Here is a 16,398-nt window from a genome sequence, read left to right on the forward strand (position 1 = left end):
AGGCGGCATGGTGGTCCGGCTGCGCGGCGACGTTTGCCGCGCCGTGCCGACGGCTCGCCGGATGATGGCATGTCGGCCGGCGGGCTGCGCCGATCGCGCAAGCGTCGTCGCGCGAGCGCGACATGACGGCCCGATCGCGCTAGATCCGCAGCAGCTTTCCCGCATTGCCGCCGAGTATCAGCGCGCGCTGGGCCGCGCTCAGGTCGAGCCGGTCGAGAAAGCGGACCGGCTGTTCGTAACCCATGTCGAAGCAGTAGTCGCTGCCGAGCACGAGCCGGTCGATGCCGACGTTCGCGATCAGGAAGTCCAGCACCGGCCCGGAGTGGGACACCGTGTCGTAGCTGAAGCGCCGCAGATAGCTGCTGGGCTTCTGCGCGAGCCGGCGCGTTTCGGGGCGCACGGTCCAGCCCGCGTCGAGGCGCCCCGCGACGATCGGCAACGCGCCGCCGGCATGCGGCAGCGTGAAGTGCAGGTTCGGATGACGGTCGAGCACGCCGCCGAGGATCAGGTGCGCGCCGGCGATCGCCGTGTCGAACGGATTGCCGAGCAGGTTGCTCAGGTAGAAATCGCCGAGCCGTGCGCCGCCGACCGTTTGCTGCGGATGCAGGAACACGGGCAGGTTCAGTTGCTCGATGCGCGCGAAGACCGGTGCGAACGACGGGTCGTCGAGATCGCGATTGTCGATGTTGGTGCCCATGTACACGCCGCGCACGCCCGGCAGCTGCGCGGCGCGCTCGAGTTCGTCGATCGCGTCGGTCGCGTTCAGCATCGGCAGCGTCGCGAGTACGACGAAGCGCGTCGGATGCCGCTCGTAGACGCGCGACGCGGCCGAGTTCCAGTCGCGCGCGAGCTTCGCATTGAACGGCCGGTCGGCCCAGTACGCCATCGGCACGCTGAGCGACAGCGCCTGGACGTCGACGCCGGACGCATCCATGTCCCGCAGCCGCGCGTCGACGTCGATGAACTTCATCGGCAGCGGCCCGAGGCCGCCGGCGGGCGTGCGGAACGTGAACGACGCGTCGTCGCACGTGAACGACCCGCCGAAGCGCTTGCCTTCGCCGCCGACCAGATTGCAAAAGCTTTCCGGGTAGTAGTGCGCGTGGATGTCGATCGCGCGCGGCCGCTGCAGCGGCGCGGTGGCCGATGCGGCCGGCGTGCTCGCGGTTGCGGCGGCCGATGCCGAACGGCCGGCCAAGGCCGTGCCGGCGAGCGCGGCGAACGTGCCGAGCAGGCGTCGCCGGGCCGGCGACGGGCAGCAGGTGCAGGTCAACGTGGGATGTCTCATGAGGATGTCGGCTCTTCGAATCGTGCGGCTCAGCCGCGTTGTGTGGTGCCCGTTGTGGTGCCCATTTCGCACGCGACGAGCTGGGTGTCGAACTGCGCACGCTCGTGTCGCGCGCGGGCCGAGCGATCGGTGACGGAGAACAGGACGACGCCGGCGAACGCCGCCGCCATCGAGAACAGTGCCGGGTATTCGTACGGATAGACCGCATGCGCATGACCGAGCACCGTCACCCACACCGTCGGGCTCAGCACCGTGAGCGTGACGGCGGTGGCGAGCCCGAGCAGGCCGCCGAGCACCGCGCCGCGCGTCGTGAGCCCGCGCCAGTAGATCGAGAGCAGCAGCACCGGAAAGTTCGAGCTCGCCGCGATCGAGAACGTGAGGCTGACGATGAACGCGATGTTCTGCTTCTCGAACGCGACGCCGAGCAGGATCGCGAGCACGCCGAGCACCACGGTCGTCGCGCGCGCCACGCGCATTTCCTCCTGGTCGGATGCGCGTCCGCGGCGCAGCACGTTCGCGTAGAGATCGTGCGAGATCGCCGACGAGCCCGCGAGCGTGAGTCCGGCGACCACGGCGAGGATGGTCGAGAACGCGACTGCGCAGATGAAGCCGAGGAACACGTTGCCGCCGACCGCGTGCGCGAGGTGGATCGCCACCATGTTCGCGCCGCCCGTCACGGCGCCGGACGCGTCGTGGTATTGCGGGTCCGGCGCGACGAGCGCGATGGTGCCGAAGCCGATGATCACGATCAGCACGTAGCCGACGCCGACGATGCCGGTCGCATGGAGGATGCTCTTGCGGGCAGCCTTGACGTCGCCGACCGTGAAGAAGCGCATCAGGATGTGCGGCAGGCCCGCCGTGCCGAAGATCAGCGCGAGGCCGAGCGACACGGCGGAGACCGGATCGGAGACCAGGCCGCCCGGACGCAGGATCGCCGCATGCTTCGGATGCACGCTGACTGCCTGCGCGAACAGTGCGTCGAGGCTGAAGCCGAAACGGCCGAGCACCATGAACGCCATGAACGCCGCGCCGGCGAGCAGCAGCACGGCCTTGATGATCTGGATCCAGGTGGTCGCGAGCATCCCGCCGAAGAATACGTAGACGACCATCAGCACGCCGACGACGAGCACCGCGACCGTGTAGTCGAGGCCGAACAGCAGCTCGACGAGCTTGCCCGCGCCGACCATCTGCGACACGAGATACAGCAGCACGATGACGATCGAGCTCGACGCCGCGAACGCGCGGATCGGCCGTTGCCGCAGGCGATAGGACACGACGTCGGCGAGCGTGTACTTGCCGAGGTTGCGCAGCGGCTCGGCAATCAGGAACAGGATGATCGGCCAGCTCGCGAGAAAGCCGACCGAATAGATCAGGCCGTCGTAGCCGCTCGTGAACACCAGCGCGGAAATGCCGAGCAGCGATGCCGCGGACATGTAGTCACCGGCGATCGCCCAGCCGTTCTGGAACGCGGTGATCCGGCCGCCGGCCGCATAGTGGTCGGCCACGCTGTGGTTCTTGCGCGCGGCCCAGCGCGTGATGACGAGCGTCGACGCGACGAACAGCAGGAACATGCCGATCGCGACCGGGTTGTGTCCGTGTGCGATCGCCGCGGGGCCGGCCGCGAATGCCGGTGCCGTGCCGGCGGCGGCGATCGCGGCGAGGAGCAGGCGTTTCATGGCGTGTCTCCGTGACGAAGGGACGCGACGAGCGCGTCGTGGACCGAATTGGCCTGGAATACGTACAGCGCGACGAGCGCGAACGTGACGACGAACATGCCGAAGCCGACCGGGATGCCCCACGGCGTCGGCCGGCCCGGCACGATCGGCTGACCGAGCAGCGTCGGCGAAAACGCGAGCGTGAGGATGAACGCGAAATAGAGGGTGAGCATGACGAGCGTCAGCGACCAGGCGAGCAGCCTTCTGCGCCTGACGAGCGTGCGAAAACGGGCATCGCGCAGCAGCGGATGCATGGCCTGCGGCGGCGAATCCAGGTCGGGCGCGGTGCCGGCGGTGGCCGGAAGCGGGTGGTTCACGGTGTCTCCTTGAGGGATCGGATGTCGTGGCGGCGCTGCGGACCTCGCGTCTCGTACGCGACGTCCGCCCGCGCCTGGCTCAGAAATGCGGCGGCACCGCGGTTTCCCGCATCACGACTTCCGGCGTGCGATAGCGCTCGGCCATTTCGCGCTCGGTGTCGTTTTTCAGTTGTGCCTGCATGTACGCGCCGAGATGGCGCGCGTGCTGCACGATCGCGACGCCGAAGGCGGTGCGCGTCTCGCTGTATTCGCACAGCGCGTCGAGCGTGTCGGCGCGCGTGGCGAGCGACGCGACGAGCGCGAGCGCATCGCCGGCCGCCTTCGTGACGCCCATTCCGCAGTGCGGCCGCGCGACGAACGCGGCATCGCCGAGCAGCGCGATCCGGCCGAACGCCATGCGCGGCACTTCGAGGTCGTAGATCGGCTGGAACAGCGGCTGCGTCGCGCGTGCGACGACTTCGGCGAACTGCGGCGCGAGCAGCGCGTCGGCCGCGTCCTCGAGATCGGCGAGGACGTCGCGCCGGATCAGCGTCGGCGGAATGCCGCCGGCCCACAGCTTGCCGGTCTCGTCGGTCAGCAGGTTCGGCAGGTCGGTGTCTTCGCGCGTCGCGCGATACCAGACGAAGTTGTAGCGGCGCTCGCCGGGTTGCGTGCTGTTGCCCTGGCCGGCGACCGGGTAGCCGAGGATCTGTTCGTGCGGCGGCAAGCCGAACGCGAACTTGTCGAACAGGCTCGCGTGGGTCGCTTCCGACAGCGCGGCTTCGTCGACCAGCCCGCGCCATGCGACATAGCCCGCGTATTGCAGCTGCGCGTCCGGCAGCAGCCGCTCGCGAATCGCGGAGCGGAACCCGTCGGCGGCAATGACGAGATCGGCATGCACGACCGAGCCGTCGGACAGCGTGATAGACGCGTGCTCCGGCCCGTCCGCGACGTCGGTCACGACGGCGCCCGCGTGATAGTGCTGATCGGGCAGCGCCGCACGCAGCACGTGGTACATCTTGCTCCACGCGGTGAGCGTCTGCGGCAAGCGCCGTTCCGATTCCACGGCGCCGTCCTGCGAAAGCGTGATGCGCGACTCGACCTTGACGCCGATCGACGCGTCGATGCGCACGCCCGCGGCGAGCATCACGTCGAACAGTTCCGGATGCGTGACGATGCCGGCACCACGGCCCGACAGCGCCTCGGGCACGCGTTCGTACACGTCGACGTCCCAGCCGTTGCGCAGCAGGAGGTTGGCTGCGAACAGCCCGCCCAGCGAACCGCCGACGATGGCGGCCTTGCGTTTGCTTGCAGTGATGTCGTTCATGTCAGTCTCCGGTGGATGCGCCGGCCGATGCGGCCGCGTCGGGAAGCGCGAGGCCCTCGACCTCGGCGGCAGGGAAGTTGAGTTCGATCGTCACGCCGGACGGATCCTCGATGAAGACCTGGTGCAGACCGAGGCTCGGCACCGTGCGGTCGCGCCACGGGATGTTCTCGGCGCGCAGCGTGCGCCACGTCGCCTCGACGCCGGTCGCGAGGAACGCGATGTGGTCGACGGTGCCGGTGCCGGCGGCCGGCAGCGCCTTGTCGCCGAGATAGGCGGCAAGGCCGTCCGGATTGGACGGATCGACGCCGATGATGTGCACGGTGCCGTAATCGGCCTCGTCGCCGCCCTTGTAGAGCCATGCGCCGGGAAAGTCGAACGGCGGACGATAGCCGCGTTTGAAGCCGAGCACGCGTTCATAGAACCGGCACGATTTCTCGAGATCGAGCGTGCGGATCGAGTAGTGTGCAAGTCTGGATACAGGCATGGGACACCTCGTGTTTATCAGTCGATAAGTTATCGTTCGATAAATTCTAGTGGAAAAGATCGGCAGGACAAAGCCGCGATCGAGCGGTGTTTACCCGCAGTGGAAATGGGTGCCGGATGCCGGCGCGCGATGCGCTACGACGCGATTTCGCCGGCCATGACTTCGTCCGCGTAGCACCATACCCAGCGCTCGCCCGGCTCGATCGAACGGGCGAGCGGATGGCCGGTTTCGTGGAAATGCCGGCTCGCGTGGCGATTCGGCGACGAGTCGCAACAACCGACTTGCCCGCAGCTCAGGCACAGGCGCAGATGCACCCACCGGCTGCCGGACTTCACGCATTCCTCGCAGTAGTCCTTGTCGGTGTGCAGGACGCGCGCTTCGCCGAGGTGACTGCAGGTGGTAGTCATCTTTCGCTCCGATGCCGGCGCCGCAGAGCGCTCGCAGCGCGGCCGGCACGAAGCTGCAAGCGGAGGCGGACAGGATTCATTGTGGACGGTCGTGGCGCGAGCGGACCTTAATTCTTATTAAACGTCGCGGCGCGATGGCGACGACGACGTACAGTCGCAAGTGCGGCCGGGGTGCAATGTCGCGGTGCGGTCGCCGGGAGGGCTTCATGACGCAGTCTCAGCATGTCAGGGTAATCGGTTTGCCGAACAGCAAGGAAGCCTACGCAATTCGCGATTTCCTGAAGCGCGGCGTGGTCGAGTACGCGTGGTGCGAACTGACGTCCGACACCGATTGCGTGCGCGAGCTGGGCATCGCGCCGCTGCGCGACGTCCGGCTGCCGGTCGTCGTCTTTCCGGACGGTACGTGCATGTACCAGCCGACGCTGCCGGAGATCGCCGCCAAGCTCGGCTGGGTCGCGCGGCCGCGCTTCATCGAGTATGACCTGTCGATCTACGGTGCCGGCCCGGCGGGCCTGTCGGCTGCCGTCTACGCGGCATCGGAAGGGTTGCGGGCCGTCGTGATCGAGCGCGATGCGGTCGGCGGACAGGCGGGGACGAGTTCGCTGATCGAGAACTACATGGGATTCCCTGACGGCATACCGGGCGCCGAGCTGGCCGAGCGTGCGCGCCAGCAGGCGGTCAAGTTCGGCGTCGAGCTGCTGATGATGCGCGAGGGCGTGCATGCGACGTTCGTCGACGGCAAGATTCGCGTCGACCTGGCCGACGGCTCGATTCTGACCGCGCGCGCGAATATCTGCGCGACCGGCATCGAATACCGCAGCCTCGGTCTGCCGGACGAACAGCGCTTTCTCAACGCGGGCCTGTTCTATGGCGCGGGATCGAGCGAGGCGCCGATGTGCGAGGGCAAGCACGTGTTCATCGTCGGCGGCGGAAATTCGGCCGGGCAGGCGGTGATGAACTTCGCACGGCACGCGCGTGAAGTCACGATGATCGTGCGCGGCGCATCGCTCGCGGCAACGCTGTCGCGCTACCTGATCGACCGGATCGAGCGCATGCCGAACGTGACCGTCCGCTACGGCACGACCGTCGACGCGTTGCAGGGCGACGGCCGGCTCGAGGCGATCGTGCTGCGCACGGAAGACGGTGCGCGGGAAGTGCTGCCGGCCACGCACCTGTTCGTCTGCATCGGTGGTGCGCCGAACACCGAATGGGCGAGGGACACGAACATCATTCGCAACGAGAGCGGCTACCTGGTCACGGGCAGCGACCTCTACGACTGTCCTGAATTCGGGCGCGTGTGGCCGCTCGAGCGCCGGCCCTACTATCTCGAAACGAGCGTGCCGGGTTCGTTCGCGGCGGGCGACGTCCGGTCGGGCTCGGTCAAGCGGGTGGCGTCGGCGGTCGGCGAAGGGGCGATGGCCGTGACCTTCGTGCACCGCTTCCTGAGCGAGGACGCGCAGCGGCAGGGCGGAGCCTGAGCCGTGCTGCGCCGGCGCCGCGATGCATTGGCCGCCGGTATCAGCCGCGCGTCGACACCGGCAGCCGGAACGTCATCACGGTCCCGTGTCCGTCGCGCGGCGCGGCTTCGAGCGTGCCGCCATGCGCCTCGATGATCGAGCGGCAGATCGCGAGTCCCATTCCCATGCCGTGCGATTTCGTCGTGAAGAACGGATCGAAGATCCGGTTGGCGATGTCCGCAGCGATGCCGGCGCCGCGATCGGCGATGCGGACGACCGCATGGCCGTCGCTGACCTGCGACGCGATTTCGAGTTCGCGCTGCGTGACGAGTCCGTCCATTGCGTCGAGTGCATTGGTGACGAGGTTGAGGATCACCTGCTGGATCTGGGTGCGGTCGGCCATCACGCAGATGCCGTCGCAGTGCAGTTCGGTGCGCAGCACCACCTGCTTCGCGTCGATTTCCGTTTCGGTGAGACGCAGCATGTCGCGAATCAGGTCGTCGATCGCGACCGGCGCCAGCGCGGGCGGCGTTTGGCGCGCGAGCGATCGCAACGCGCGGACGATGTCGGCCGCGCGCACGCCGGATGCACGGATGTCGTCCAGGCTCGCGAGCGCCTCGTCGAGATCGGGTTGCGGGCCGCGCAACCAGCGCATGCCCGCGCCGGCGCTCGACACGATGCTCGTCAGCGGCTGATTGATCTCGTGCGCGATCGATGCGGCGAGTTCGCCCATCACCGTCATGTGCGCGGTGCGCGCGAGCTCGGTGCGCGCGTGCCGCAGCGCGGCCTCGGTCTCGACCCGGCGCGCGTTCTCGTCGATCAGTTCTGCGTAAAGCCGCGCGGATTCGAGCGCGTTGGCCGCCTGCGGCGCGAGCACTTCCAGCATCGCGATGCGCCGCGGCGAGAACACGCCGTTGCTCAGCGCATTCTCGAGATACAGCACGCCGACCAGCGCGCCCTGTTTCAACAGCGGCAGGCAGAACAGCGAGCGCGTCGGGTGCGCGCGCAGGCTGTCGACGTGATCGGGAACGCCGTCGCGCTGCGCATTCTCGAGCACGATCGGCTTGCGCGTGCGCGCGACGGTGTTCAGGATCGACAGCGGCACGTCCTGTTCGGTGGGTTCGCTGCGGGCGATGTCGACGATTACGTCGCTGCCCGCGATGCGTGCCACCGCTTCGATGGTCAGCCGGTCGCGCCGGTTGAGCAGCAGCAGGCCATAGCGGGCGCCGGCGTACACGAGCATGTTGCGCATCAGCGTCTGGATCAGGCGCTCGAGCACGATTTCTTCGGATAACGAATGGGCGGCACGCATCGCGAGCGCGAAATCGAGATCCTCGCGCGCGGGCGCGGCCGGGCCGCCCGGCGACGGATCCATCACGAGGAACGGATGCTGCGCTTCCATCGCCCGCGTCTTGCCGGTCGCGCCCCAACGCCGGTAGCACGCATGGGCGAGCCGCAACTGATGACGGGCCTGGCCGGCGAGCCCGAGCGACGCGGCATGCTGCGCGGCCCGCTCGTGCGCGAGCGCCTGTTCGTGCACGAAGCCGTGTTCCGCCGCGAGGCTGGCCGACGTTTCGTACTGCTGCATCGCGACCACGTGCTCGCCGCGCACGCGCGCGAACTCGGCATCGATCAGCGCGAGCTTGTTGAGAAACGTTCCGGGATTTCGCTCGCTCCACACCGCGAAGCGGGCGCGCCGGGGCGCGAAGCGTTCGAGCATGCGTTCGGGCGGCGTTGCGCCGTCGTCGCATGCGATCCCGGCCAGCACGCTGAACAGGTGGAAATCGGCAAGCATGATGTGCGCGGGCGTCGACCATGCACTCGACGCGGCCGCATCGAGCGATGCGCGCGCCGTCGCGGCGTCGCCGAAGATGAAGGCCGCCTGGCCGGCGAGCACGTCGGTCCAGAACGCCAGGACCGACATCGGGGTCCGCGATGACGCACGGGCACGCCAGCTGCCGATCAGCCGGTCCTGGCCGAACTGCAGCGCATCGATGAATTCGGATTGTGTGGAGACGAGGTCGGTGATGTCGTCGTAGTGCGCGCCACGCGCGATCTCCAGCAGCGGGTCGATTTCGGCGCGGATCGCGGGCAGCGCCTCGCCCATCGACAACAGATCGCTGACGATGTGATTGCAGCTGTAGCACATCCATCGCAGCTCGGCGCTCGCATTGCCCGCGGCTTTCGCATCGCGTGCGCGTTCGAGTGCGTAGGACAGCGGCTGGGTCCAGACGCTCACCTGGTCGAGCGCGATCAGCGTGGCGGAGCGATAGCGCTCGAAGCCGTGGCGATCGACCAGCGCGAGCGCGACCTTGGCGAATTCGAAGCCGTCTTCATACGCGCCGTGGTGCTCCGCGATGCTCACGCCGTACCACGCGAGCCCCTGCACCGACGCGGCGGTGACGCCGTGGCGCAGCGTCAGCCGCACCATCGTCGCGAAATGCAGCAGCATCAACCCGCCGCTCGGATAGAACATCGCGGCTTCGAGCGCGGTCAGCAGTGCCATCGTGGCTTCCACGCGCGTGTCGGTCATCACGGGCAGGTCGACCAGGTCGGCGATGGCGCGGCCGTCGAGCGCCGCGCGCACCGCATCGCAGGCCGCCGCGAGATCGGCCTCGACCGGCTCGGCGGGCAGTTCGACGCCGAGCAGCGCCAGCCCGGCCAGCGCGACGTCGATCGCTTGCCGGTAGTGCGACTCCACCGTGAGCTGGGCGGCCTTCAGCCGATGCGCCTCGGCCCGGTCGGCCGGCGTGCGCGTCCGCGCCATGAGCGCGTCGATCGCGTCGGACGCCTGCGCGGTGGCGCCCATCGCGAGCAGCAGGCCGCTGTGCAATATGCCGATCCGGCTGGCGAGACCGTAGTGTCGCGACCACGCATGCGGGCCCAGCAGCGCTTGCGCCGACGCGAGAAACGACAGCGCCCGATCGCGCGCGGCGGCCGTGGCCGCGGCCTCCGCGGCGTCGACCAGCGCACCCGCAAACGCGAGCGCGCGTGAGTCGTCGAGCGGCGCGCCTTTCGCCAGCTCGATCTGGGCGGCCAATGCCAGCCGGGATTCGGGTGACGGCGTGCCCGCTCGGGCGAGCATCGCGGCGGCGATCCGGGCGTGGCGCCGCGCGCGCTCCGGGCTGCCCGTGAGCGCGTAGACGGCTTCGAGGATGCGGTCGTGAACGAAGCGCCAGCGGGTGCCGGAAAGCGACACGAGGCCCATCTGTCGCGCCGGGTCCATCCAGAAGCGGAGTTCGGCCAGCGTCTTGCCGGCGGCGGCGCCCAATAGCGCTTCGTCGGTGTCGATGCCGATGCAGGCCATCAGCGCCAGCAGCGTTCTCGATTCGTGCGGCAAGCGCTGCATCCGGATCGCGAGCAGGCTGACCACGTTCTCGGTCTGGTGGCGCGCGTCGATGTCGTCCTCGTTCCAGTGCCACGTTTGGCGCGCCGGATCATAGCCGAGCAATTGCTCGTCGATCAGCGTGCGCAGCAGTTGCTGGATGTAGAACGGATTGCCGCTCGTCCTGCGGTGCACGATGTCGCCGAGCCCGGACAAGCGGGCCGGCGCTTCCCCGAGCATGCCGGCCAGCATGCGCGTGACGTCGGGCGCATCGAGCGGCGCGAGCGTCAGCGACGACAGGCGGCCGGGATCGAGCTGCTCGAGGAAGCGACGGAACGCCGGCGAGTAGTCGTCCAGCGGGCCGCTCCGGTAGCCGGCGACGATGCAGAAATGCGCCGGCGGATCGAGCGCGATCGAGGCGAGAAAACCGAGCGTCGCGTCATCGGCCCACTGGATGTCGTCCAGTGTCATGACGAGCGGTTCGGCCGGTGCGGCGAACGCGCGGCATGCATTCACGACGATCTGGCACAGATGGAATGCCGGAACCGCATCGGTGTGGTCGAACGCGACGGGCTCGACGTCGAGGAGCCAGCCGGTTTCCGGGAAGATCGCGGCAAGCAGGCTCGCCTGACGGCCTACGCAGTCGCGCAGCCGCGCGGCGATCGCCGCGATTTCGTCGTCGCGCCTGGCCAGCGCGCTGCCGAACAGCGCGCGCAACGCCTGCAGCACGGGCGCGTACGGCCGCGCGGGCTGGAACCGGTCGACCTTGGCCGACGTGCACCACCCGGTGCGCGACACGGCGCGCGCATGACGGACGAAGTGTTCGGCGAGCGCGGTCTTGCCGACGCCGGCCGGTCCGTCGATCAGGACGATGGCCGTTTCGCCGGTCTGCCTGACCGCGGCGAGGATCGCCTCGAGCCGATGAATTTCCGCGTCGCGGCCGACCGGCAGGTCGAGCGAATGCAGGCTGGCGAACGGATCGCGGCCGCCGAGCGCGAACGGCTCGACGCGGCCCGCTTCCCGCCAGTCGTGCAGGATCCGCTCGAGATCGTGCTGCACCGTTTCGCAGGACGGGTAGCGATCGGCCGGTTCCTTGGCGATCAGCTTCAGGATCAGGTCGTTCAGGATGGCCGGTACGTCGCCGCGAAACGCCGCCGGCGGCGACGGTTGGATTGCGACGTGCGCGTGGACCCACTCGGACGTCGACGCGGCCTTGTAAGGCATCGCGCCCGTCAGCAGGCGGAACAGCGTGATGCCGAATGCGTACAGGTCGGCACGCTCGTCGACGGAGGCGCCTTCCGATACTTCCGGTGCCGCGTATGCGGCGAACTCCGTGCGTATCGTGCCCGCCGCCGCATGGTTCGTGCCGCGATCCCGCGCATGCGCGAACGAGCGGAGCATGACCGTGCCGTCCGGTGCGACGACGAAACTGGCCGGCTGGAGATCGCCGTGCAGCCAGCCGCGCCGATGCAGTTCGCCGAGCGTGCGCGCGGCGCCGATCGCCGTGTCGAGAAAGACGTCGAGCGGCAGCCGGCCGTCCGCCAGCGTATCGAACGCACGGACGTCCCGGCGCGGATAGACGAGTACCGGGCCGTCGGCCGCGCGGATCAGCGCCGTCGGCGTGAGCGCCCAGGCCGGTTCCAGGGTCCCGGCCAGTGCGTATTCCTGCTCGAACTGCCGGCAGCGCTGATCGAATTCCCAGCCGGTCTGGCGCGCCGACCACACGTGTCCCGTCGCGGCGTCCGTCAGGTCGAACGTCAATACGTCGCCCGAGCGCACGACATTCGACAGGCTGGCGCGCGCGAGCCATTCGGCATCGATCCGGTTCGAGTCGTCGGGGTCACGCAAGGGCTGATTCACGGTGGCGCGGCAGAATGAGTGGAGCAGGGCGAAAACGGCTCACGATGCGGGATCGGCCGGGCTCGGTCGCCGCACGTCCGTGCGGCGACCCGTGCATTGTCCGACAGCCCGGCGGATTTTGCAGTACCCCCGAGGCCCCGACGACCACCGATGCCGGACTAGACCTATGGATAATGTTCGCGGCGACGGTTGCGAACTACGATACGGTCAAGCCTCCCGGCATGCATCGCTGCCCGCCGGACGGGCCATCCAGAAGCGCGCCGTCGCGAGGCGGCGCAAGGTGCCACGCAGCATAAGCGAGTGCGGATCATGTACACGTTCGGGCGGGTGACGGTTTCCATTGAATGCCGCGAAGTCTGCGTCGACGGGCAGCCCCGGTATATCGGTGCCCGGGCATTCGAGATCCTCGAGCTGCTGGTGAAGGCGGCCGGCAGGCTCGTGTCGAAGGACGAGATCATGCAGGCCGTGTGGCCGAACACGATCGTGGTCGAGAACAACATCCAGGTCCACATCTCGACGCTGCGCAAGCTGTTCGGCGGCAAGCACGGGTGGATCCGGACCGAATCGGGCCGCGGCTACCGGCTCGCGCCGCCGGCCGACCTTGCGTGGGGCGAGCGCCGGCCCGCCGCGCTTGAACCGGCCGGCGGTGCCCGCGCGGGTGCTGCGCCGCGCAAATGTCCGATGATCGGCCGCGAGTCGGAAGCGGCCGAACTGCACGGATTGCTCGAGCACGAAGCGCTCGTCACGCTGGTCGGCCCCGGCGGCGTCGGAAAGACGCATCTGGCGCTGGAGGTCGCGACGGCGTGGTCGGCGGCGCACGGGATCGAAATGGTCCGGGTCGATATGGCCGGGTTGCAGGCCGGGGCGACGCCTGCGTTCGCGGTACTGGACGCGCTCGGTCTGCCGGGCGGCGCGAGCGCGGGACCGGCGGAGGTCGTGCGGGCGATCGGTCAGCAGCGCGTGATGCTGGTGTTCGACAACGTCGAGCCGTACGTCGACGAACTGGCGGATCTGAGCGAAGCGATCGCGGATGCGAACCCCGGCGCGACCCTCGTCGTGACGAGCCGGGAACCCTTGCGCGTCGCGGGCGAGCGCGTCTATCCCGTCGGGCCGCTGCCGGTGCCGCCGACGGGCGCGAACGCCGGCGAGATCGTGGCGAGCGGCGCGGTCCGCATGTTCCTGGCGCGCGCGCGCGATGGGTACGGACCTCCCGGCAGACGCGAAGACGCTCGACGCGATCGCGACGATCTGCCGTCGCCTGAGCGGCCTGCCGCTCGCACTCGAGCTCGGGGCGGCCCGTGTCGCTTCGCTCGGCATCGAGGGGCTGGCGGCGGATCTCGACAAGTCCGTGCTGTCGCTGTCCGGCGGCCTGCGCACGGCCCATCCGCGCCAGCAGACCCTGAGGGCCACCATCGAGTGGAGTTATCGGTTGCTCGACGCGATGGAGCGCACCGTGCTATGTCGTCTCGCGGTGTTTCCGGATGCGTTCCGGCTCGACGCGGCCTGTGCGCTCGCCGCCTGCGACGAAATGGGTGCGGAGGAGGTACTCGACTGTCTCGTCGGCCTGGCGTCGAAATCGCTGCTGGTCGTCCATTCGGTCGGACTGTCGAAGCGGTACTCGTTGCTCGAGGTCGTGCGCGCGTATGCGCTCGAGAAACTGGCGGAATCGGGCGAGGCCGGGCGCCTCCACGCGCGGCGCGCGTCGTTTGCGACCGACGCGCTCGCGGACGCGCCGCAGCCGGCGTCGGCACCGGCGTCGACGCAACCCGTGCTGGTTGCCGGGGCGTGGGCGTGAACCGGCGCCGCACGGACGTCGCGCGCAGCGGCGACCCCTGTCGTTGCGGCGCGGGCCGCACGGCGAGGTTCTCGATTGGCACAATTTTCAGGTTCTTATTTCATGGCCCTTGTTTGCATCATCGATGACGATGCGTCGGTCCGAAAGAGTCTTGCCAGCCTGCTGAAATCGGCGGGCCATACAGCGTTGCCGTTCGCGTCGGGCGAGGAATTCCTCGCTGCCGGCCCGCTCGACGACGCGGCGTGCGTGCTGCTCGACCTGAAGATGAAAGGCATGAGCGGTCTCGACGTCCAGCGCCTTCTGGTGCGGCGCAACGCGACGCTCCCGGTCATCTTCATGTCGGCGCACGGCGACGACGAGTCGGTGCGCCGGGCGCTCGCGCAAGGCGCGGTCGCGTTCCTGCGCAAGCCGTTTCCATCGGACGACATGCTCGACCTGATCGATCGGGTCGCATCCGGCGCACCGCCTGCGTGACCGACCGGTCCGCGGTCATCCGCGTGCCGCGGCGTTTCCGCGCGGTCCCGTCCCGGCTTATCATTCGATAACGAAGCGGATACCTACACAGGGAGTGCGATGGCGAGCACGCCGAATATGACTTCTGATCGCAACCAGGGCGCGGGGGAACCCGCGCCGGTCGTCTATGTGGTCGACGACGACGAAACGCTGCGGCGCGCGCTGAGCGCACTGTTGCGTTCGGCCGGGTTTCGCGTCGAGACGTTCGCGACGTCGCGCGCGTTCCTCGCATTCGAGCGGCCCGACGTGCCGAGTTGCCTGATCCTCGACCTGCGCCTGGCCGGCGAGAGCGGGCTCGCCGTTCAGGAGGAAGCGGTGCGTGCGGGCCTGAACGTGCCGATCCTGTTCATGACGGGTTACGGCGACGTGGCCACCACCGTCAAGGCCATGAAGGGCGGCGCGCTCGATTTCCTGACGAAACCGTTCGACGACGACACGATGCTCGATGCCGTCGGCCGCGCGCTGGCCCGCGACGGCGAACGCCTCGCGCGCGAGCGTGAGCTGGATGCGGTGCGGCGGGCCTATGCGTCGTTGACGCCGCGCGAACGCGAAGTGATGAGCCAGGTGATCGCGGGCCTGATGAACAAGCAGATCGCGTCGAATCTCGGGCTGCAGGAAATCACGGTGAAGGTGCATCGTGCGCAGGTGATGAAGAAGATGCAGGTCCGCACGCTGCCGGATCTCGTGCGTCGGGCCCAGGCGCTCGGCGTTCGACCGGTCGGCGCGGGCGGTTGAGCGGGGGGCGACAGAGCAGGCGCGCCGGCCCGCTCGACACGACGGCATCGGCACGCACGTGCCGGCGCGGCGCCCGATGCCGCGAACGGCGACGTTCATGCGGCCACTTCGCGGTCGGCATCGGCGGCATGCGTGACCGCGCGTGCATGGTGCCGGGCGGTCGGCTGCGGATCGCGGCCGCCGTCGAACGCGGCGACGAGATGTTCGGCCAGCGTCCTGACGCGCGCGGGCAGGTTGCGGCGCGAGTGGTAGAGCAGTGATGCGTCGAGATCGCCGACCTGCCAGTCGGGCAGCAGGCGAACGAGCTCGCCGGCGCGCTCGAGCGGCCGCGCGAGATGTTCCGGCAGCACGGCGAAGCCCGCGCCGCGCGTCGTGGCGAGAATCAGCGTGTCGAGACAGTTCGAGCGAATCGCGCCGGCCAGCCGGATCGCGGCGGTCGCGCCCGTGCGCCGGTGCCGCAGCGGCCACATCGAAGCGCCGCTGCCCGGTTTGCCGCCGTGCGCGTCCGTGCGTTCGAGGGCCTGCGGATCGTCGGGTGCGCCGGCAGCCACACGAAACCGCGGGCTCGCGTACAGTCCCATCGCAATGCGTCCCAGGCGTCGCTCGACGCAGGTCACGCTCGACGTCCGTTCGGTGACGATCGACAGGTCCGCGGCGCCGCTGAACGCCGCGCTCGGATGATCGACCCAGTCGACGCGGATACGCACGAGCGGATACCGCCGATTGAAATCGGCGAGTACCGGCACCAGCCGATCGGCGCCGAACAGGTTCGAGACCTCGATCGAGACGTCGCCCTGCACGTCGCTCGCATTGGTGTGACAGCACACGGAAAAATGCTCGTATTGCGCGAGCAACGCGATCGCCTGTTCGAGCACGTCGTGGCCGACGTGGGTCAGCGTCACCTTGCGCGTCGTGCGATGGAACAGCAGCACGCCGAGCGACGTTTCAAGGCACTGGATGGTGCGGCTGATGGACGGCACGCCGAGCCGCAGGGCGTCGGCGGCTTTCGTGAAGCTGCCTTGTTCGGCAACCGTCTTGAGAATCTCGAGCGCTTTCAGGCGATCCATGACACGTCCCGCTGCGGTGAGTGCGTATGGGAGCAATGTATGCGGCGCATCCGCGCGGAACAACACAAAAAACGTTAGTAAAGCTTAAGAGCGGCGTGAAAATGCTGAAGGCCGTTCGTGCGAAACCGGCAC

Annotated in this window: 12 protein-coding genes and 1 pseudogene; 5 read left to right on the forward strand and 8 right to left on the reverse strand. The window is 68.8% G+C overall.

The genetic code is table 11. The features are described from left to right. Positions 1–139: 139 nt before the first annotated feature. From U4012_RS28605 to U4012_RS28630, 6 genes are all read right to left on the reverse strand, one after another. Complete coding sequence (locus tag U4012_RS28605; protein ID WP_321802573.1) at positions 140–1,285, reverse strand: amidohydrolase family protein; 1,146 nt, start codon at positions 1,283–1,285, stop codon at positions 140–142. Positions 1,286–1,314: 29 nt separating this feature from the next. Further along, positions 1,315–2,961: a cation/acetate symporter ActP gene (actP, locus tag U4012_RS28610; protein WP_321802575.1), complete on the reverse strand. Its 1,647-nt coding sequence runs from the start codon at positions 2,959–2,961 to the stop codon at positions 1,315–1,317. Then, positions 2,958–3,317 carry a DUF485 domain-containing protein gene (locus U4012_RS28615; RefSeq protein ID WP_321802577.1) on the reverse strand — a complete coding sequence of 120 codons (360 nt, stop codon included), beginning with the start codon at positions 3,315–3,317 and terminating at the stop codon, positions 2,958–2,960. The genes actP and U4012_RS28615 overlap by 4 nt, the downstream gene beginning before the upstream one ends. A gap of 79 nt (positions 3,318–3,396) precedes the next feature. Beyond that, a complete protein-coding gene (locus U4012_RS28620; RefSeq protein ID WP_321802579.1) occupies positions 3,397–4,623 on the reverse strand; it encodes an FAD binding domain-containing protein in 1,227 nt (408 codons plus the stop codon). A gap of 1 nt (position 4,624) precedes the next feature. Continuing rightward, the gene (locus U4012_RS28625) at positions 4,625–5,107 is read right to left on the reverse strand and encodes a VOC family protein (protein ID WP_124529611.1); all 483 of its coding nucleotides are present in this window, start codon (positions 5,105–5,107) and stop codon (positions 4,625–4,627) included. Between the two features lie 134 nt (positions 5,108–5,241). Then, on the reverse strand, positions 5,242–5,514 hold the full coding sequence (locus U4012_RS28630) for a ubiquitin carboxyl-terminal hydrolase 14 (protein ID WP_124521100.1): 273 nt from the start codon (positions 5,512–5,514) through the stop codon (positions 5,242–5,244). 206 nt (positions 5,515–5,720) lie between these two features. Here U4012_RS28630 and U4012_RS28635 point away from each other — a divergent pair, with 206 nt between their 5' ends. After that, positions 5,721–6,992: an NAD(P)/FAD-dependent oxidoreductase gene (locus U4012_RS28635; protein WP_321802583.1), complete on the forward strand. Its 1,272-nt coding sequence runs from the start codon at positions 5,721–5,723 to the stop codon at positions 6,990–6,992. A gap of 40 nt (positions 6,993–7,032) precedes the next feature. Here the strand turns inward: U4012_RS28635 and U4012_RS28640 are convergent, their stop codons facing one another. Continuing rightward, a complete protein-coding gene (locus tag U4012_RS28640) occupies positions 7,033–12,156 on the reverse strand; it encodes an AAA family ATPase (RefSeq protein WP_321802585.1) in 5,124 nt (1,707 codons plus the stop codon). Between the two features lie 309 nt (positions 12,157–12,465). Between U4012_RS28640 and U4012_RS36015 the strand changes: the two are divergent. From U4012_RS36015 to U4012_RS28660, 4 genes and pseudogenes are all read left to right on the forward strand, one after another. Beyond that, positions 12,466–12,681, forward strand: a pseudogene (locus U4012_RS36015) (winged helix-turn-helix domain-containing protein); the annotation flags it as partial. Between the two features lie 670 nt (positions 12,682–13,351). Then, complete coding sequence (locus U4012_RS28650) at positions 13,352–13,951, forward strand: hypothetical protein (RefSeq protein ID WP_321802589.1); 600 nt, start codon at positions 13,352–13,354, stop codon at positions 13,949–13,951. Positions 13,952–14,053: 102 nt separating this feature from the next. Next, a complete protein-coding gene (locus U4012_RS28655; RefSeq protein ID WP_321802591.1) occupies positions 14,054–14,425 on the forward strand; it encodes a response regulator transcription factor in 372 nt (123 codons plus the stop codon). 117 nt (positions 14,426–14,542) lie between these two features. Continuing rightward, the gene (locus U4012_RS28660) at positions 14,543–15,199 is read left to right on the forward strand and encodes a response regulator transcription factor (RefSeq protein WP_260427857.1); all 657 of its coding nucleotides are present in this window, start codon (positions 14,543–14,545) and stop codon (positions 15,197–15,199) included. 95 nt (positions 15,200–15,294) lie between these two features. Here U4012_RS28660 and U4012_RS28665 read toward each other — a convergent pair whose 3' ends face one another. Next, a complete protein-coding gene (locus tag U4012_RS28665) occupies positions 15,295–16,266 on the reverse strand; it encodes a LysR family transcriptional regulator (RefSeq protein WP_321802594.1) in 972 nt (323 codons plus the stop codon). Between the last annotated feature and the right edge of the window lie 132 nt (positions 16,267–16,398).

The organism is Burkholderia sp. BCC1988 (genome assembly GCF_905339895.1).
Lineage (GTDB): Bacteria > Pseudomonadota > Gammaproteobacteria > Burkholderiales > Burkholderiaceae > Burkholderia.